At 70.9% G+C, this 17,845-nt stretch carries 13 protein-coding genes and 3 tRNA genes; 10 read left to right on the plus strand and 6 right to left on the minus strand.

Annotation, left to right across the window (positions count from 1 at the left end):
* The first annotated feature begins 46 nt into the window (after window positions 1-46).
* The 4 genes from HJD23_RS28865 (at window position 47) to HJD23_RS28880 (ending at window position 6,159) form a co-directional block, all read left to right on the plus strand.
* Window positions 47-1,345, plus strand: a complete 1,299-nt coding sequence (locus HJD23_RS28865) for a deoxyguanosinetriphosphate triphosphohydrolase (protein ID WP_171112254.1) — start codon at window positions 47-49, stop codon at window positions 1,343-1,345.
* Window positions 1,346-1,503: 158 nt separating this feature from the next.
* Window positions 1,504-2,769, plus strand: coding sequence for an FAD-dependent oxidoreductase (locus tag HJD23_RS28870; RefSeq protein ID WP_171112253.1), 1,266 nt, complete (start codon window positions 1,504-1,506; stop codon window positions 2,767-2,769).
* Window positions 2,770-2,807: 38 nt separating this feature from the next.
* Complete coding sequence (gene dnaG, locus HJD23_RS28875; RefSeq protein WP_171112252.1) at window positions 2,808-4,706, plus strand: DNA primase; 1,899 nt, start codon at window positions 2,808-2,810, stop codon at window positions 4,704-4,706.
* Window positions 4,707-4,848: 142 nt separating this feature from the next.
* The gene (locus HJD23_RS28880; protein ID WP_171112251.1) at window positions 4,849-6,159 is read left to right on the plus strand and encodes an RNA polymerase sigma factor; all 1,311 of its coding nucleotides are present in this window, start codon (window positions 4,849-4,851) and stop codon (window positions 6,157-6,159) included.
* Between the two features lie 37 nt (window positions 6,160-6,196).
* Here HJD23_RS28880 and HJD23_RS28885 read toward each other — a convergent pair whose 3' ends face one another.
* The 4 genes from HJD23_RS28885 to HJD23_RS28900 all read right to left on the minus strand — a co-directional run bounded on the left by HJD23_RS28885 (window position 6,197) and on the right by HJD23_RS28900 (window position 11,811).
* The gene (locus tag HJD23_RS28885) at window positions 6,197-8,125 is read right to left on the minus strand and encodes an ABC transporter ATP-binding protein (RefSeq protein WP_171112250.1); all 1,929 of its coding nucleotides are present in this window, start codon (window positions 8,123-8,125) and stop codon (window positions 6,197-6,199) included.
* Window positions 8,125-9,858, minus strand: coding sequence for an ABC transporter ATP-binding protein (locus tag HJD23_RS28890; RefSeq protein ID WP_171112249.1), 1,734 nt, complete (start codon window positions 9,856-9,858; stop codon window positions 8,125-8,127). Before HJD23_RS28890 ends, HJD23_RS28885 begins: the two co-directional genes overlap by 1 nt.
* Window positions 9,859-9,987: 129 nt before the next feature.
* Entirely contained in the window at window positions 9,988-11,442 is a 1,455-nt protein-coding gene (locus HJD23_RS28895) for an FGGY family carbohydrate kinase (RefSeq protein WP_171112248.1), read from the minus strand.
* 63 nt (window positions 11,443-11,505) lie between these two features.
* Window positions 11,506-11,811 (minus strand): YtxH domain-containing protein, encoded by a 306-nt coding sequence (locus HJD23_RS28900; RefSeq protein ID WP_171112247.1) that lies wholly within the window; start codon window positions 11,809-11,811, stop codon window positions 11,506-11,508.
* Between the two features lie 158 nt (window positions 11,812-11,969).
* Between HJD23_RS28900 and HJD23_RS28905 the strand changes: the two genes are divergently transcribed.
* From HJD23_RS28905 to HJD23_RS28915, 3 genes are all read left to right on the plus strand, one after another.
* Window positions 11,970-12,042: transfer RNA gene (locus tag HJD23_RS28905), tRNA-Asn, on the plus strand.
* Between the two features lie 5 nt (window positions 12,043-12,047).
* A tRNA-Asn gene (locus HJD23_RS28910) sits at window positions 12,048-12,120 on the plus strand.
* 188 nt (window positions 12,121-12,308) lie between these two features.
* Window positions 12,309-12,385, plus strand: a tRNA-Ile gene (locus HJD23_RS28915).
* A 110-nt stretch (window positions 12,386-12,495) separates the two neighbouring features.
* Here the strand turns inward: HJD23_RS28915 and HJD23_RS28920 are convergent.
* Window positions 12,496-12,897, minus strand: coding sequence for a hypothetical protein (locus HJD23_RS28920; protein WP_171112246.1), 402 nt, complete (start codon window positions 12,895-12,897; stop codon window positions 12,496-12,498).
* 190 nt (window positions 12,898-13,087) lie between these two features.
* Here HJD23_RS28920 and HJD23_RS28925 point away from each other — a divergent pair, with 190 nt between their 5' ends.
* The 3 genes from HJD23_RS28925 (at window position 13,088) to HJD23_RS28935 (ending at window position 16,995) form a co-directional block, all read left to right on the plus strand.
* A complete protein-coding gene (locus HJD23_RS28925) occupies window positions 13,088-14,488 on the plus strand; it encodes a potassium transporter TrkG (RefSeq protein WP_240980839.1) in 1,401 nt (466 codons plus the stop codon).
* On the plus strand, window positions 14,481-15,206 hold the full coding sequence (locus tag HJD23_RS28930; protein WP_197973503.1) for a TrkA family potassium uptake protein: 726 nt from the start codon (window positions 14,481-14,483) through the stop codon (window positions 15,204-15,206). Before HJD23_RS28925 ends, HJD23_RS28930 begins: the two co-directional genes overlap by 8 nt.
* Before the next feature lie 169 nt (window positions 15,207-15,375).
* Window positions 15,376-16,995, plus strand: a complete 1,620-nt coding sequence (locus tag HJD23_RS28935) for an adenosine deaminase (RefSeq protein ID WP_240980840.1) — start codon at window positions 15,376-15,378, stop codon at window positions 16,993-16,995.
* A 6-nt stretch (window positions 16,996-17,001) separates the two neighbouring features.
* Here HJD23_RS28935 and HJD23_RS28940 read toward each other — a convergent pair whose 3' ends face one another.
* The gene (locus HJD23_RS28940; RefSeq protein ID WP_171112243.1) at window positions 17,002-17,694 is read right to left on the minus strand and encodes an ANTAR domain-containing protein; all 693 of its coding nucleotides are present in this window, start codon (window positions 17,692-17,694) and stop codon (window positions 17,002-17,004) included.
* Window positions 17,695-17,845: the final 151 nt, after the last annotated feature.

A 17,845-nucleotide genomic window follows, 5' to 3' on the forward strand; every position in this document is an offset into this window, starting at 1 on the left:
AGGCAGACGCATACGCGATCCCCACCCCTCCCCTTACTGTCGAGTCATGGAAGGCACCGCACCCCACCCCCACGAGAACCACATCCCACCCCCCGGCTACGACCCGACGTCAGTCGAACGCTGGGCCGCCGAGCCCGACAAACGCCCCGGCCGCACAGCCTTCCAACGCGACCGAGCCCGCATCCTGCACTCCGCCGCCCTGAGAAGGCTCGCCGGCAAAACCCAGGTGGTCACCCCCGGAGGGACCGGCGCGGCCTGGGACCCCAGCCCCCGCACCCGCCTCACCCACTCCCTCGAATGCGCCCAGGTCGGCCGCGAACTCGGCGCGGCCCTCGGCTGCGACCCCGACCTCGTCGAAGCCGCCTGCCTCTCGCACGACCTCGGCCACCCGCCCTTCGGCCACAACGGCGAACAGGCCCTCAACGAATTCGCCGAGGACTGCGGCGGCTTCGAGGGCAACGCCCAGTCCCTGCGCCTCCTCACCCGCATCGAGCCCAAACGCTTCACCCCCGAGGGCTCCGTCGGCCTCAACCTCACCCGCGCCGCCCTCGACGCCGCCACCAAGTACCCCTGGCCACGCGGCGCCCACCCCACCGACCCGGCCTCCGCGAAGTTCGGCGTGTACGAGGACGACCGCCCGGTGTTCGACTGGGCCCGCAAGGAGGCCCCCGGCACCCGGATCTGCTTCGAGGCCCAGGTCATGGACTGGTCGGACGACGTGGCGTACTCGGTGCACGACGTCGAGGACGGCCTGCACGCCGGTCACATCGACCCCAACTGCCTGCACGCGGAGCCGGAACGGCAGGCGGTGTTCGAGGTCGCCATCGGCCGGTACGTCCCCGCCGACACCGACCCGGCCGAACTCGCCGCCGCCCTCGACCGGCTCCTGGACGAGGAGTGGTGGCCGCACGGCTACGACGGCACGGCCGTCGCCCAGGCCCGCCTCAAGGACGCCACCAGCCAGCTCATCGGCCGCTTCTGCCTGGCCGCCGAGGGCGCGACGAGGGAGGCGTACGGCGGCGGCCGGCTCACCAGATACGGCGCCGAACTGGTCGTACCGCGCGAGACCCGCATGGAGTGCGCGGTGCTGAAGGCGGTCGCCGACCGGTACGTCATGCAGCGCGCCGAACAGGCCCGGCTCCGCGCCGACCAGCGGGTGGTCGTCGCCGAACTGGCCGAGGCGCTCACTGCCCGTGCCCCGGACGGACTGGATCCGCAGTTCCGCGCGCTGTTCGACCGGGCCCCCGACGACCGGGCCCGCAAACGGGTGATCGTCGACCAGATCGCGTCCCTCACGGACGCCTCGGCACGGTCGCTTCACGTGCGGCTGACAGGACACCTGTGAGACTGGCGCGACGCGAGTGACCGCATAACGGTCCGAAGGTGACCCTGCGTGGCCTGATCGGGGCACTCCCTCTTCCCGCATCACGCTCCGTGCGGGACGCTCGCATATGGCGGGACGTTGAACTCCCACCGGGCGGCACGTTTACGAGGAGGCATCAAGTGGTCGACGCGGATCAGACGTTCGTCATCGTCGGAGGAGGGCTCGCCGGCGCGAAGGCGGCCGAGACGCTGCGGGCGGAGGGCTTCAGCGGCCGGGTGATACTGATCTGCGACGAACGCGACCACCCGTACGAGCGCCCGCCCCTGTCGAAGGGCTATCTGCTCGGCAAGGAGGAGCGCGACAGCGTCTTCGTGCACGAACCCGCCTGGTACGCGCAGAACGACATCGAGCTGCACCTCGGCCAGACCGTCGACGCGATCGACCGCACGGCGAAGACGGTCCGCTTCGGCGAGGACGGCACCGTCGTCCGCTACGACAAGCTGCTGCTGGCCACCGGTGCCGAGCCCCGCCGCCTGGACATCCCCGGCACCGACCTGGCCGGCGTGCACCACCTGCGCCGCCTCGCACACGCCGAGCGCCTCAAGGGCGTCCTGGCCTCGCTCGGCCGGGACAACGGGCACATCGTGATCGCCGGGGCGGGCTGGATCGGCCTGGAGGTCGCGGCGGCGGCGCGGGAGTACGGCGCGGAGGTCACCGTCGTCGAGCCGGAGCCGACGCCGCTGCACGGCGTGCTCGGCCCCGAGCTGGGCGCCCTCTTCGCCGAGCTGCACCGCGAGCACGGGGTCCGCTTCCGCTTCGGGGTCCGGCTGACGGAGATCGTCGGCCAGGACGGCGTGGTGCTGGCCGCCCGCACGGACGACGGTGAGGAGCACCCCGCCCACGACGTCCTCGCCGCGATCGGCGCCGCGCCCCGGGTGGCGCTCGCGGAGGCGGCGGGCCTGGAGATCGCGGACCGGGCGCACGGCGGCGGCGTCGCGGTCGACGCACATCTGCGCACCTCGGACCCCGACATCTACGCCGCCGGTGACGTGGCCGCCTTCCCGCACGCCCTCTTCGACACCCGCCTCCGCGTCGAACACTGGGCGAACGCGCTGAACGGCGGCCCGGCGGCGGCGAAGGCCATGCTCGGGCAGCAGGTGACGTACGACCGCGTGCCCTACTTCTTCTCCGACCAGTACGACCTGGGGATGGAGTACTCGGGGTGGGCGCCGCCCGGCTCGTACGACCAGGTGGTGATCCGCGGGGACGCCGGAAAGCGGGAGTTCATCGCGTTCTGGCTGCGGGAGAGCCGGGTGCTGGCCGGGATGAACGTGAACGTGTGGGATGTCACAGAGCCGATCCAGAACCTGATCCGCTCCCAGGCACAGGTGGACTCGGAGGCCCTGGCAGACCCGCACGTACCACTCGCCCACCTCATCCCGTAGCCGCCGGGACTGTCGGCGGGCCCCCGTAGAATCACCTCGTGGCAGGACGGATCAACGACGAGGACGTGAAGGCGGTACGGGACGCGGTCCCGATCGACGCCGTGGTGTCCGAGTACCTCCAGCTACGCAACGCGGGCGGGGGCAACCTCAAGGGCCTCTGCCCCTTCCACGACGAGAAGTCGCCGTCCTTCCAGGTCAGCCCCAGCAAGGGACTCTTCCACTGCTTCGGCTGCCAGGAGGGCGGCGACACCATCACGTTCGTGATGAAGGTCGACCACCTCTCCTTCTCGGAGGCGGTCGAGCGCCTCGCCGCCCAGGCCGGCATCACCCTGCGCTACGAGGAGGGCGGCTACAACCCCGCCCACCAGCGCGGCGAACGGATCCGCCTGGTCGAGGCCCACAAGATCGCCGCCGAGTGGTACGCCGAGCAGCTCGCCGCCGGCCCCGAGGCGGAGACCGGCCGGGTCTTCCTGGCCGAACGCGGCTTCGACCAGTCGGCGGCCGTCCACTTCGGCGTCGGCTACAGCCCGCAAGGGTGGGACCACCTCACGCGCTACCTCCGCGGCAAGGGCTTCACCGACAAGGAACTGATCCTCTCCGGCCTCGCCCAGGAGGGCCGCCGGGGTCCCATCGACCGATTCCGGGGGCGGCTCATGTGGCCCATCCGGGACATCGCCGGGGACGTCGTCGGCTTCGGCGCCCGCAAGCTGTACGAGGCGGACAACGGCCCGAAGTACCTCAACACCCCCGACACGGCGATCTACAAGAAGTCCCAGGTCCTCTACGGCATCGACCTGGCGAAGCAGCACATCGCCAAGACCAGCCGGGCCGTCGTCGTCGAGGGCTACACGGACGTCATGGCCTGCCACCTGGCCGGAGTGACCACCGCGATCGCCACCTGCGGCACGGCCTTCGGCGGCGACCACATCAAGATCCTCCGCCGCCTGCTGATGGACAACGGCAGCGCACGAGTCATCTTCACCTTCGACGGCGACGCGGCCGGTCAGAAGGCGGCGCTGCGGGCCTTCGAGGATGACCAGAAGTTCGCCGCCGAGACGTACATCGCGGTCGCGCCGGACGGTATGGACCCCTGCGACCTGCGCCTGGTGAAGGGCGACGAGGCGGTCGCCGACCTGGTCGAACCCCGCACCCCGCTCTTCGAGTTCGCCCTCCGTCAGATCGTCGGCCGCTACGACCTGGACACCCCCGCCGGCCGCGCCGCCGCGCTGGACGAAGCGGCCCCGATCGTGGCCCGCATCAAGAACAGCGGCGCCCAGCACGAGGTCGCCGTCCAGCTCGCCGGCATGCTCGGCATCCTGGACACGCAGTTCGTGGTCAAGCGGGTGGCACAGCTGGCCCGTTGGGCGCGCGACCGGGGCGGCAAGGGCCCGGCGCCGACGCGACCGCAGCAGTCGTACGACGCCCCGGCAGCGCCCGTCCACTCCGGCCCGGCGCTGAACCTCCGCAACCCCGTCTACGCCACCGAACGCGAGCTGCTCAAGCTGGCCCTCCAGCGCCCGGAGCTGGTCTCCCCGGCGTTCGACGCCTACGGGGTCGACGAGTTCACGGCCCCGCCCTACGCCGCCGTACGCCAGGCCATCCTGGACGCGGGCGGTGCCGAGTACGGCGTACAGGATCCGCAGGAGTACCTGATCAGGGTCCGGGAGGCGGCCCCGGACGACACGGTCCGCGCGATGGTGACGGAACTGGCGGTCGAGGCGATCATGCGCCGCACGGTCGACGAGGCGTACGCGGGCGAGCAACTGGTCTGGGTCCGCCGCCGTGCCGTGGACCGCCGCATCCAGGACGTCCAGAGCACCCTGACCCGCCTCGGCACCAACGGCGACCCGGCGCAACTGGCGGCGGTGCAGAACGAGTTGTGGGTCTTGCAGCAGTACGGCCAGGCGCTGCGGGAGCGGGGCGCGGCGGCGTTGTGAGGGCTACGGCGTTGTGAGGGCTACTCCTCGGGGGACCGATCGGGTCAAACGACCTGAGTAACCGCCCCGTCACGGACCGACCGCAAAAAGTCACCGCACGCCCCTCGTGGCGGCGATGTGTCTTACCCCACACTGGGTTCCGGTGCCTGAGTCCTCGGAGCGCGGCCGATCCGTCCCCCACGGGTCCTTCACCCCCGCGGTTCCGCTCATCGCGTACGGGACGGACAGCGGCGAGGCCGCCGACTCCGCCCCCCGAGCAGCGCTGCCGTACCTCTCAGCAGCGATCACCCTGGAGGTCGCCCCCGTGCAGACCCAGACCCTCATCCAGACCGACAGCCGTACGGACGGCGCGGAGCCGGACGCGGAGGCCGACGTGCTGGTGGCCGTGCCGCCGCAGAGCCGGGTCGCGCTCCACCCGGAGACGGAGACCCCGGCCGAACCCCCGGCGGAGCCGTCCACCGAGTCGCCGGCGGACGCCGTCGAAGCGCCCGAGCCGGTCGAGCCCGTCGAACCGCCCGTCCCCGGCCGCGTCGACACCGGCGGCCCCTCGTCGGACCTGTTCCGCCAGTACCTGCGCGAGATCGGCCGCATCCCGCTGCTCACCGCCGCCGAGGAGGTCGAACTGGCCCGCCGCGTCGAGGCCGGCCTGTTCGCCGAGGAGAAGCTGAGCAACACCCCCGACCTGGACAGCCAACTCGCCCTGGACCTGGACCGGCTGGTCGTCATGGGGCGGGTGGCCAAGCGCCGGCTGATAGAGGCGAACCTGCGGCTCGTCGTGTCGGTCGCCAAGCGGTACGTCGGCCGCGGCCTGACCATGCTCGACCTGGTCCAGGAGGGCAACCTCGGCCTCATCCGCGCGGTCGAGAAGTTCGACTACGCCCGCGGCTACAAGTTCTCCACGTACGCCACCTGGTGGATCCGCCAGGCCATGTCCCGCGCCCTCGCCGACCAGGCCCGCACCATCCGCGTCCCGGTCCACGTCGTCGAGCTCATCAACCGCGTCGTCCGCGTCCAGCGCCGCATGCTCCAGGAGCGCGGCTACGAGCCGACCCCCGAGGAGGTCGGCGCCCACCTCGACCTCCCGCCCGAGCGTGTCGGCGAGGTGCTGCGCCTCGCCCAGGAGCCGGTCTCGCTGCACGCCCCGGTCGGCGAGGAGGACGACGTGGCCCTCGGCGACCTGATAGAGGACGGCGACGCCACCTCGCCCGTCGAGTCGGCGGCGTTCCTGCTGCTCAAGGAGCACCTGGAGGCCGTGCTGTCGACGCTGGGGGAGCGGGAGCGGAAAGTCGTACAGCTGCGGTACGGCCTGGCGGACGGCCGCCCCCGCACGCTGGAGGAGATCGGCCGCATCTTCGGGGTGACGCGGGAGCGGATACGGCAGATCGAGTCCAAGACCCTCAACAAGCTCCGCGACCACGCCTTCGCGGACCAGCTCAGGGGCTACCTGGACTGACCAGGGGCCGCCGCCGCGGCGGCGGCCCCCGCCCGGCCTAGTCGACCTCAGCCACCGCCTGCGCGAACTGGGCCTTGTACAGCCGCGCATAGGCACCGTCCGCGGCCAGCAGCTCCGGGTGCGCGCCCTGTTCGACGATCGACCCGTTCTCCATCACGAGGATCGTGTCGGCGTCCCGGATGGTCGACAGCCGGTGGGCGATGACGAACGACGTCCGCCCGTGCTGGAGTTTGGCCATCGCCTTCTGGATCAGCACCTCGGTGCGGGTGTCCACGGAAGACGTCGCCTCGTCCAGCACCAGGATCACCGGGTCGGACAGGAACGCCCGCGCGATGGTGATGAGCTGCTTCTCACCGGCGCTGACCCCGGTGCCCTCGTCGTCGATCACGGTGTCGTAGCCGTCGGGCAGCGTACGGACGAACCGGTCCGCGTGCGCCGCCCGCGCCGCTTCCTCGATCTCCCCGCGGGTGACCTCCCGCGCGGCCCCGTACGCGATGTTCTCGGCGATGGTCCCCCCGAACAGCCAGGTGTCCTGCAGCACCATCCCGATCCCGGACCGCAGTTCGTCGCGGGACATCGTCGCGATGTCGACCCCGTCGAGCGTGATCCGCCCGCCGGACACCTCGTAGAACCGCATCAGCAGATTGACCAGCGTGGTCTTCCCGGCGCCCGTCGGCCCGACGATCGCCACCGTCTGCCCCGGCTCCACCGTCAGCGACAGATCCTCGATGAGCGGCTTCTCCGGGTCGTACCGGAAGGACACACCCTCCAGCGCCACCCGCCCGCGCAGTTCCTCCGGCCGCACCCCCGGCACCGGATCCGCCGACTGCTCCTCCGCGTCGAGGAGTTCGAAGATCCGCTCGGCGGAGGCCACCCCGGACTGCACCAGGTTCGCCATCGACGCGATCTGCGTCAGCGGCATCGAGAACTGCCGCGAGTACTGGATGAAGGCCTGCACGTCCCCGATGGTCAGGGAACCGGAGGCGACCCTCAGCCCGCCGACCACCGCGACGAGCACATAGTTCAGGTTCGACACGAACATCATCAGCGGCTGCATGATCCCGCTGTTGAACTGCGCCTTGAACCCCGCCTCGTACAGCGCCTCGTTCTGCTCGGCGAAGTGCCGCGCCGACTCCTCCTGCCGCCCGAACACCTTCACCAGCGTGTGCCCGGTGTACATCTCCTCGATGTGCGCGTTCAGCTTGCCGGTCGTGCGCCACTGCTGCACGAAGTGCGGCTGCGACCGCTTGCCGACGTACGTCGCCACATACAGCGACAGCGGCACGGTCACCAGCGCGACCAGCGCCAGCAGCCAGGACACCCAGAACATCATCGCCAGCACGCCGATGATGGTGAGCAGCGAGTTGATCAGCTGGCCCATCGACTGCTGGAGCGTCTGGCCGATGTTGTCGATGTCGTTCGTCGCCCGGGACAGCACCTCACCGCGCTGCCGCTTGTCGAAGTACGACAGCGGAAGCCGCGACAGCTTCGTCTGCACGTCCTCGCGCATCCGGTACATCGTCCGGTTGACGGCCCGGTTCACCAGCCGCGTCGCCACCGCCATCAGCAGCCCGGCGACCCCGAACACGACGAGCGCGAGCAGCAGTACGTTCCCCACCGCGCCGAAGTCGATGCCCTGGCCCGGCGTGAAGTCCGTGCTGCGGAGCATGTCGGCGATGTCGCCGTCGCCGCGCTCCCGCATGGCGTCGAGGACCTGCTCCTTGGTCTGCCCGGCCGGCAGCTCCCGCCCGACGATCCCCGCGAACACCAGGTCGGTGGCGTGCCCCAGGATCTTCGGGCCGACCACGGACAGCCCCACGCTCACCACCACGCACAACAGCAGCGCGTAGAGGGTCAGCCGCTCGGGCCGGAACCGCGCGACGAGCCGCCCGCCCGACACCTTGAAGTCCAGCGAGCGGTGGTCGGGGCCGGTCCCGGCCATCATCCGCCCCATGGGACCGGCCATCAGGCAGCCTCCGCTTCCGTCAGCTGGGAGAGCACGATCTCCCGGTACGTCTCGTTGTCCGCCATCAGCTCGTGGTGCCGGCCGGTGCCGACCACCCGGCCCGCGTCGAGGACGACGATCCGGTCGGCGTCCCGGATGGTCGCCACCCGCTGGGCGACGATCACGACGGTCGCCTCGGCGGTCTCCTGGGCCAGCGCCGCCCGCAGCGCCGCGTCGGTCGCGTAGTCGAGCGCCGAGAAGGAGTCGTCGAAGAGGTAGATCTCGGGCCGCTGCACCAGCGTCCGCGCGATGGCGAGCCGCTGCCGCTGGCCGCCGGAGACGTTGGTGCCGCCTTGCGCGATCGGCGCGTCCAGCCCGCCCTCCAGCCCTTCCACGAAGGGCTTGGCCTGCGCCACCTCAAGCGCGTGCCACAGTTCCTCGTCGGTGGCGTCCGGGTTGCCGTACCGAAGGTTGGTGGCGACCGTGCCCGCGAACAGGTACGGCTTCTGCGGCACCAGTCCGACGGTCCTGGCCAGCACCTGGGTGTCGATCGTCCGGACGTCCACCCCGTCGACCAGCACTTCCCCGTCCGTGGCGTCGAACAGCCGTGGCACCAGTCCCAGCAGCGTGGACTTGCCGCTGCCGGTCGAGCCGATCACGGCGGTCGTCTCACCGGGGCGCGCGAGAAGATCGATGCCCTTCAGCACCGGCTCCTCGGCACCCGGGAAGCGGAACCCGGCCCCGCGGATCTCCAGATGCCCGTGCCGGCGCAGCTCCCGGACGGGAGCGACCGGCGGGACCACGCTCGACGAGGTCCGCAGCACGTCCTGGATCCGCTCGGCACACACCTCAGCGCGCGGCACCATCATGAACATGAAGGTGGCCATCATCACGGCCATCACGATCTGCATCAGATAGGCGAGATACGCCGTGAGATCGCCGATCTGCATCCCGCCGCCGGCGATCCGGTGCGCGCCGAACCACACCACCGCGATCGACGACAGGTTCACCACCGTCATCACGATGGGGAACATCAGCGCGAGCAGGTTTCCGGCGCCCAGGGACACGTCCGTCAGCTCGGCGTTCGCCTTCCGGAAGCGGTGCTGCTCGTACTCGTCCCGGACGAAGGCGCGGATCACCCGGTTGCCGGTGATCTGCTCGCGCAGCACCCGGTTCACCGTGTCCAGGCGCTCCTGCATGGACCGGAACAGCGGCCGCAGCCGCCGTACGATCAAGGTCACACTGAGGCCCAGCACGGGCACCACGGCGACCAGTACCCCGGACAGCGGAACGTCCAGGCCGAGCGCCAGCACGATGCCGCCCACGCACATGATCGGCGCCGACACCATCAGCGTGAACGTCATCAGGGCCAGCATCTGGATCTGCTGGACGTCGTTCGTGGTCCGCGTGATCAGCGTGGGCGCGCCGAAGTGGCCGACCTCACGCGCGGAGAACGACTGCACCCGGTCGAAGACGGCGGCCCGAACGTCCCGGCCGAGCGCGGCGGCGGTGCGGGCGCCGTAGTACACGGCACCGATGTTGCACACCACCTGTGCCAGCGAGATGCCGATCATCAGGGCGCCGAAGGACAGGATGTAACCGGTGTCACCGTTGATGACACCGTTGTCGATGATGTCGGCGTTCAACGTGGGCAGGTAGAGGGTCGCGCAGGTCTGCAGGAACTGCAGCAGCACGAGTAAAGCGATGGGTCTTTGGTAGGGCCGGAGGTAGGTCCGCAGGAGTCGTATGAGCACGCTGGTCTCTCGGAGTCGGCGGTAGGGGCGGGTTGGTTGCCCCTGGCCCCTATCGTCGAACACTCCACCCGCGTTACCTCAACCGATTAACCCGACGTGGGTGCCGCTCACTCAGCAGTTCGCACGCTGCTATGACCGAAACGCCCCTGGATGGGTCTGCTCCCGCACCGACACGTACTGCTGCCGCACCGCCTGCCCCACCGCGAGGTCCTCGCCGGGTTCGAGCACCTGCGCGAACGCCCCCTGCCAGGACGGCGGGGTCCGCGGATCGAGGGTGCCCTGCGACACCCCGAGCGCCCAGGCCGCCTGCCGGGCGGCACCGATCGCCGCGTAGTCCGCGGGCTGCGGTACGACGACCTGCGCCCCGAACAGCGAGGGCGCCGAGGCCTGCACGGCCGGCAGTTCGGCGGCCGCGCCCAGCAGAAAGACCCGCCGCACCTCGACCCCACGCCCACGCAGCACGTCCAGCGCGTCCGCGAGCCCGCAGAGCATGCCCTCGAAGGCCGCCCGCGCCAGATGCTCCGCCTTCATCGACTCCCGCCGCAGCCCCGTCAGCGTCCCCGCGGTGTGCGGCAGCGCGGGCGTGCGCTCACCCTCCAGATACGGCAGCAGTACGAGGCCGTGGGAGCCCGGCGTCGACTTCATCGCCAGGTCGGACAGGCTCTCCAGGTCGGGCTGCCCGAGCAGCTCGGCGGTGCCGCGCAGGGTGCGCACGGCGTTGAGGGTGGTGACGACCGGCAGGTGCATGCCGGTGGCGTCGGCCAGGGCGGTGATCATCCCGGTGCCGTCCTGCAGCGCCTCGGGGTGCACGGCCATCACGGAACCGGAGGCGCCCAGGGAGACGACCGCGTCCCCGAAGCCCAGGCCCAGACCGAAGGCGGCGGCCATGGTCTCGCCGGTCCCGGCGGAGATCAACAGCCCCTCCGGCGTCGTACCGGCCGCGTCGGACGGCCCGATCACCTCGGGCAGCATGACCTGGTGACCGAGCGCCAGCTCGACCAGGTCGGGCCGGTAGCCGCCGGTGGCGGCGGACCAGTACCCGGTCCCGGAGGCGCCGCCCCGATCCGTGGTCCGCCTGACGGGCCGGCCCAGCAGCTGCCACACCAGCCAGTCGTGCGCCTGCATCAGCACGGCGACCCGGGCCGCGTTGTCGGCCTCGTTCCTGGCGAGCCAGCGCAGCTTGGTCACCGGCTGGGCGGCCTGCGGCACACAGCCCACGGCCTGCGCCCACGCCTCCCGCCCGCCCAGCGCGTCGATCAGATCGGCCGCCGCGACCTGCGCCCGCTTGTCCCCGCCGACCAGCGCGGGCCGTACGGTGCCGCCCTGCGCGTCCAGCGGCACGACCGCGTTCTGCTGCGCGGACACCCCGATGGCCTGCACACCTTCCAGCAGCCCACCGCCGGCCGCCTCGCCCAGGGACAGCAGCCAGGCCTGCGGATCGACATCGCTGGGGCGACCGCCGCCCTCGGGGGTCTCCACCGGGTGCGGGGCATAGCCCTGCCTGAGTACGGCTCCCGTGTCCGCGTCGCAGACGACGATACGAGTGAAATCGGGCGAACTGTCCAGCCCGGCGACTATCCCCATGCGTCAAATTCTGCCGTAGCGCAGCGCCGGCTCGCGCCGTGGAGACCGTAGGGGGCGTGAGGTCTATGTATTGCTCGTGCCCCAGTCGTCCTCGGGGGTGCCGTTGATGTTGCGTTCGCGTAGGGAGCGGACGCGGTGGGCGACCGACTCGGGCACGCGGTCGCCGACCTTGTCGCTGACCGTGTGGTACGCCTTGCCGGCGTACCGGCGGCCCTGCATGGCGGCCGTCTCGGCGGTGTTGCGGACGGCGGGGTTCTGCGCGACCTGACGCGCGGTCTTCTTCAGCTGCTCGTAGCGCTCGCGTCCGGCTCGTGTGCCCAGCACGTAACCCAGAGCGAATCCGACGACGAACGTGAGCCGGTAACGCATGGCGGCCACCCTTCCCTTGCGTAGGTCCTCTGGCGCGGCCTGGAGCCGGGGGGAACCGATTGGCGGAGCACCCCCCTGCTTGCGCTAATGTATGTGTCGCAGCGAGCGCGCGCCCTCTGGCGAATACCCAGGTAGGTGCGTTCGATGCAACGAGGCATTCCTCCGTAGCTCAATTGGCAGAGCAGCCGGCTGTTAACCGGCAGGTTACTGGTTCGAGTCCAGTCGGGGGAGCTCGGTCCTCCGTAGCTCAATTGGCAGAGCAGCCGGCTGTTAACCGGCAGGTTACTGGTTCGAGTCCAGTCGGGGGAGCAGCCTGAACGAGGACCCCGCCGGGGTCCTTTTTCATGTCCCGGTTTCCGGTCCGGTGGAACCGCCGGGGCTGCGCGGGAGTCCTCAAGGTCACGGACGCCGTGGAAGCCACCATCCGGAGCAGGAGATCGTATGAGCGGCTATGCTGCGGCAGACGGCGCGCACAAATGTGCGCGACACGCCGCTATGGGGCGGTAGCTCAGCCGGTTAGAGCAGCGGACTCATAATCCGTCGGCCGTGGGTTCGAGTCCCACCCGCCCCACCAGTGGTCCCCCATGCAGAAACGTTCTGTCGGCTCAGGCGGTAGAATGTCCTCTTTGCGCACTCCATGTGCGGAACGGCTGAAGGCGCCGACCGGCGACGGCGCTGGTGGGGTCACTCGCCCGGTGTGATGCGTCGGTGTGCTCCGAGTGCGTTGACGATGCGGGCGACAAGAGTGCCGAGGAGCGCGGCAGTCAGCAGGAGCAGGACCCGGGCGACGTCGGGATGGCCCTGCCAGGCGAGTTCGCCGTGGGGTGCGACGGCGTAGGCGTTGAGGAACAGCCAGCACACCAGGGCGATGCCCGGGGCGGCGCGGAAGCGGGCGGGGAGGCCGAGCAGAGCGGCGAGCGCACAGAGCGAGCCGAGAGCGAGGGTGGAACTCGACAGTCCTCCAGCGGCTCCCAGTACGGCCACGAGGAGGAGGGAGCCGGCGAAGGTCGCCGCCCAGACGAAGGGGGTCGCCACCGGCTCGGGCACGGGCCGGACGGCGGTGCGCAAGAGGTGCCACTCCACCATGACCGGTCCTCCTCGGGCGCGTACGAGGCAGTGGGTGCTGCTTCCACCATTTCAACGCACGTGCCCGGCCCGGGCGACGCCCGGCGAGGTGCGGGTGCTCGGTTAAGGTGTGGCGCCGGGATCTTGGCGCGGACCTGACGGATCCTTGACGATGACTTGGCGGGGTGACGACAGCCGAAAGGGCAGGAAAGTGGCAGGACGTGCGGCGCAGGCGACGCGCCCGGCCCGGCCGACGCGAGGGTGGCGGTCGCTGTTCGCGGCGCACCCGGCGCGCACCGTGGTGGTGGCCTTCGGCGCGGTGATCCTGCTCGGGACCGGCCTGCTGATGCTGCCCGTCGCCGGCGAGGACGGCTCGTCCACGGACTTCGTGACGGCGCTGTTCACCTCCACCTCCGCGGTCTGCGTGACGGGCCTGGTGGTCGTGGACACCGGCACCTACTGGAGCGGCTTCGGCGAGGGCGTGATCCTGGCCCTGTTCCAGGTCGGCGGCTTCGGGATCATGACGATGGCCTCGCTGCTCGGCCTGCTGATCTCGGGCAAGCTGCGGCTGCGGATGCAGATGACCGCGCAGGCGGAGACCAAGAGCCTGGGCATCGGCGACGTCCGCAAGGTGCTGCTCGGCGTGGCGGGCTGCACGCTGATGGTGGAGCTGGCCGTGGGCGCCGTACTCGCGCTGCGGCTGCGCTTCGGCTACGACGAGTCCATCTGGGACGCCTTGTACCTCGGCTTCTTCCACGCCGTCTCGGCGTTCAACAACGCCGGGTTCGGGCTGCACGCCGACAGCCTGACCACCTACGCGCAGGACCCGTGGGTGACTTTGCCGGTCGCGGTCGCGGTGATCCTCGGCGGCATCGGCTTCCCCGTCCTGCTGGAACTGCTGCGCCACCACAGGCGGCAACGGCTCACCGGCCGCCGCGGCTGGTCCCTGCACTTCCGGCTCACGGTGATCACCACCGCCGTCCTGCTCGCCCTCGGCACCGTGCTGACCTGCGCCCTGGAGTGGGCCAACGACGACACCCTCGGCCGTTTCGACTGGTACAACAAGATCCTCGCCGGGTTCTTCCACTCCGCCATGTCCCGCACCGCAGGGTTCAACAGCGTCGACATCGGCGCCATGACGGACGCCACGCTGCTGATGACCTGCATGCTGATGTTCGTCGGCGGCGGCAGCGCGGGCACCGCGGGCGGCATCAAGGTCAGCACCTTCGCTGTACTGGGCGCGGCCATGCTGGCCGAGGTGCGCGGCGAGCCGCACTCTGGTGTCATGGGCCGCAGGCTGGCCCCGCACGTACTGCGCCAGGCGCTGACGGTCGCCCTGGCCGGCGTGGGATTCGTGATGACCGCGACGCTCGCACTGCTGGTGGTGGTGGACAAGCCCTTCGAGGCGGTGCTCTTCGAATCGGTGTCCGCCTTCGGCACGGTGGGCCTGTCCACCGGCATCACCGCGGACCTGCCCACACTCGGCCGCCTGATCGTCATCCTGCTCATGTTCGTCGGCCGACTCGGCCCGGTCACCCTCGTCTCCGCGCTTGCGCTGCGCGAGCGCACCCGCCGCTACCAGCTACCCGAGGAGCGACCCGTCATTGGTTAACTTCCTGCACGCCCTGCGCCGCCGCCGGGCCAAGCAGCTGACCGCCCACTACGCCTCCGACCTGCACGGGGACCAGCGGGTGGCCGTCATCGGCCTGGGCCGGTTCGGTAGCTCGCTCGCCAACGAGCTGATGCGCCGCGGCTGGGACGTCCTGGGCGTCGACACCGACCCCCACGTCGTGCAGCGCCTCAGCGACGACCTCACCCACGCCGCGGTCGCCGACTGCACGGACCCCGAGGCCCTGCGCCAGCTCGGCGTGCACGAGTTCTCCAGTGCCGTCGTGGGCATCGGCACCGACATCGAAGCGTCGATCCTGGTCGCCACCAACCTGCTGGAGGCGGAGGTCTCCAACATCTGGGCCAAGGCCGTCAGCCGCCAGCACGGTCAGATCCTGGAACGGCTCGGCGTGCACCACGTGGTGCTGCCCGAGCACGAGATGGGGGCGCGGGTGGCCCACCTGGTGACCGGCCGCATGCTCGACTTCATCGAGTTCGACGACGACTACGCGCTGGTCAAGACGGTCGCCCCGGAAGTCGCCACCGGCATGCCGCTCGGCCGGAGCCAGGTCCGCAGCAAGTACGGCGTCACCGTCGTCGGCATCAAGCGCCCCGGAGAGGGCTTCACCTACGCGACCGCCGAGACGGTCATCGCCAAGGGCGACGTCATCATCGTCACCGGCAAGACCCTGGCGGTGGAGTCCTTCACCGAACTCGGCTGAACCGCTGACGCGGTCCCGTCAGGATCTCTCAAGGGGGCCGGGAACGCCGTACGAGGGGCCGATGAGGGGCGGGCGCCCCTGCCTCGACGAGGTGAACTCGTCGACATGGTCCGCGCTCCACCCGCGAGTCACCCACGAGAGTGGTCGTCCCCCTGACGATGATGCGGGCGTGACTGCTCCGATCCTGCGCTCCCTGCCCCAGTCGCCCCGGTCCGGGCGCCTCGTGGTGGCCGGACTGGGCGCTCTGGCCCTGCTGACGTCGTCCGCCCTGCTCACGCCCGGACCTGCCCGAGCGGCGTCCCCGCCACGGCCGTTGACCGTGCTGGAGAGGGGTACGGCCGCCTACCTGGACGCCATCCGACACCGACCCCGCCTGCTGAGTGGCTTCTTCCGGCAGCTGCCCAAGGGGGCGGATCTGCACAACCACCTCTCCGGCGCCGCCACCACCGAATATCTGATCGAGCTGGCCGCCGAAGACGGACTGTGCGTCGAGACCGCGACGATGACCGCCGTCGCTCCGCCCTGCGGTACGGGGACCCGGCCCGCCGCCGACGCCCGCACCGACCGCGCCTTCCACGAGGCGATCCTCCGCGCCTGGTCCATGCACGACTTCCCGCCGGACCAGAACGGCCATGACCACTTCTTCGCCACCTTCGGCAAGTTCGGGGCGGTGACCGAACGGCACCGCGGCAAGCTGCTCGCCGAGGTCGCCGACGACGTGGCCGCGCAGAACCAGTTCTATCTGGAGACCATGGTCACCCCGGCCTCCGCCGGTGCGAAGAAGCTCGCCGCCGAGGTCGGCTGGGACAGCGACCTGGCCAAGCTGCACGGCAAGCTGACGGCCGGGGGCAGGCTGGACAGGCTGGTGGCCGAGGCCCGGAGGGAAGCGGACGACGCCGACGCCGAGTTCCGCACCGCCGCCCGCTGTGACACCGGTCGTCCGCGGCCCGCCTGCGATCTGCCCGTCCGCTTCATCTCCCAGGTCGCGCGCGGCAGTTCGCCGGAACGGGTCTTCACCCAGATCGCCCTCGGCATGCGCCTGGCCGAGCAGGACTCCCGCTTCGTCGCGGTCAACCTCGTCCAGCCCGAGGACGGCGAGATCGCCCTGCGCGACTACCGCCTGCACATGCGCATGCTGAACCACCTGCGTGGCGTCCACCCCCGCGCGCACATCACCCTGCACGCGGGCGAGCTGTGGCCCGGTCTGGTCAAGCCCGAGGACCTGACGTTCCACATCCAGCAGGCCGTGGACGTCGCCGGTGCCGAGCGCATCGGCCACGGCGTCGACCTGGTCCACGAGGACGACTGGCAGCGCACCGCCCGCACCATGGCCGACCGCGAGATCGCCGTCGAGGTGCCCTTCACCAGCAACGCCCAGATCCTCGGCGTACGCGGCGACGACCACCCCTTCACCACCTACCGCCGCTACGGCGTCCCGGTCGTGCTGTCCACCGACGACCCCGGCGTCAGCCGCACCGACATCAGCCGCGAGTACCAGCACGCCGCCGAGACCTACAGCCTGTCGTACCCGGACCTGAAGGACCTGGCCCGCGCCTCCCTGGAGTACGCCTTCCTGCCGGGCGGCAGCCTGTGGCGCGGCAATCCGACGCGGGACGGGTACCGCCTCGTGGGCGCCTGCCGGGGCGAACGGCCCGGTGTCTCCGACCCCGGTCCGGGCTGCCGCCGTCTGCTGGCCGCCAGTCCCAAGGCCACGGTCCAGTGGCGGCAGGAGGTCGCCTTCCACTCCTTCGAGCGGACCTTCGGCAGCACGCCGGGATACGGGATGTGAGCCCTCTCACCGTCCCCGCCGCTCAAGCGCCCGGCGCAGCGCCTCGCGCACCTCGTCCGGCGGGGGCGGGCCGTCGTTCTCCGTGCCGGAGGTGATGGCCGCGGCGACCGTGTGGAGCTTGGTGTTGGAGAGCTGGGAGGCCTCCCGCAGGATGTGCCAGGCCTCGTTGGAGGTGCAGCCGTGGGTGGCCATGAGGATGCCGCGGGCCTGGTCGATCACGGGGCGGGAGGCGATGGCCCGGCGCAGGTGCTCGATCTCCTCGCGCAGATCGTGGAGCTGTTCCGCGCGTTCCAGGGACACGGCGGAGGGCAGGGGCGCGGGGGACGGGAGGGCCGGGGGGTTCGGGTCCGCGGGGCGCAGGGGGTCGGTGGTGTCCAAGCCGATCAGCTCCAGGATGCGGCGCGGCTGGCCGTGCCAGTTGGTGGCGGAGACCGGGATCAGGTGCCGGCGCCCGTAGTCGCGCAGGGTGTCGAGGAACTGCAGTCCAGCCGTGTCCATGAAGATCACGCCGACCATGTCCAGCTCCACCCGGCCGGTACCGGCGGGCAGTTCGGCCAGCGCCTCGGCCAGGATGCCGTCGCACCCGTGGACGACCTCGCCCCGCGCGCACAGTACGGCCCGGCCGGTGCCGTCGGTGCGGCAGTCGATGGTGAGTGGGTGCAACCGCTCCGCGAGAGAGGGTGGTGCCACTGAGGTCATGTCACCGCCTTCGTGGTCCGACGAACATCCTGGACAGTCAGTCCTGGAGTGGAGCCCCCCGCCGCCCCGATGCTGAACGTGCGCCTTCCCGGGACGCGGCGCCCTACACCCTCCAGGCCGCCCGGCTTCGGGGAATGACCGGTTCGTGCCG

Source organism: Streptomyces sp. Z423-1, assembly GCF_013009255.1.
GTDB lineage: Bacteria > Actinomycetota > Actinomycetes > Streptomycetales > Streptomycetaceae > Streptomyces > Streptomyces gossypiisoli.

Coding starts and splice junctions, on each gene's coding strand:
- HJD23_RS28885 (WP_171112250.1), bottom strand. CDS start 8,125: ATGGCCGGTCCCATGGGGCGGATGATGGCCGGGACCGGCCCCGACCAC.
- HJD23_RS28900 (WP_171112247.1), bottom strand. CDS start 11,811: ATGCGTTACCGGCTCACGTTCGTCGTCGGATTCGCTCTGGGTTACGTG.
- HJD23_RS28920 (WP_171112246.1), bottom strand. CDS start 12,897: ATGGTGGAGTGGCACCTCTTGCGCACCGCCGTCCGGCCCGTGCCCGAG.
- HJD23_RS28895 (WP_171112248.1), bottom strand. CDS start 11,442: ATGGGGATAGTCGCCGGGCTGGACAGTTCGCCCGATTTCACTCGTATC.
- HJD23_RS28940 (WP_171112243.1), bottom strand. CDS start 17,694: ATGACCTCAGTGGCACCACCCTCTCTCGCGGAGCGGTTGCACCCACTC.
- HJD23_RS28865 (WP_171112254.1), top strand. CDS start 47: ATGGAAGGCACCGCACCCCACCCCCACGAGAACCACATCCCACCCCCC.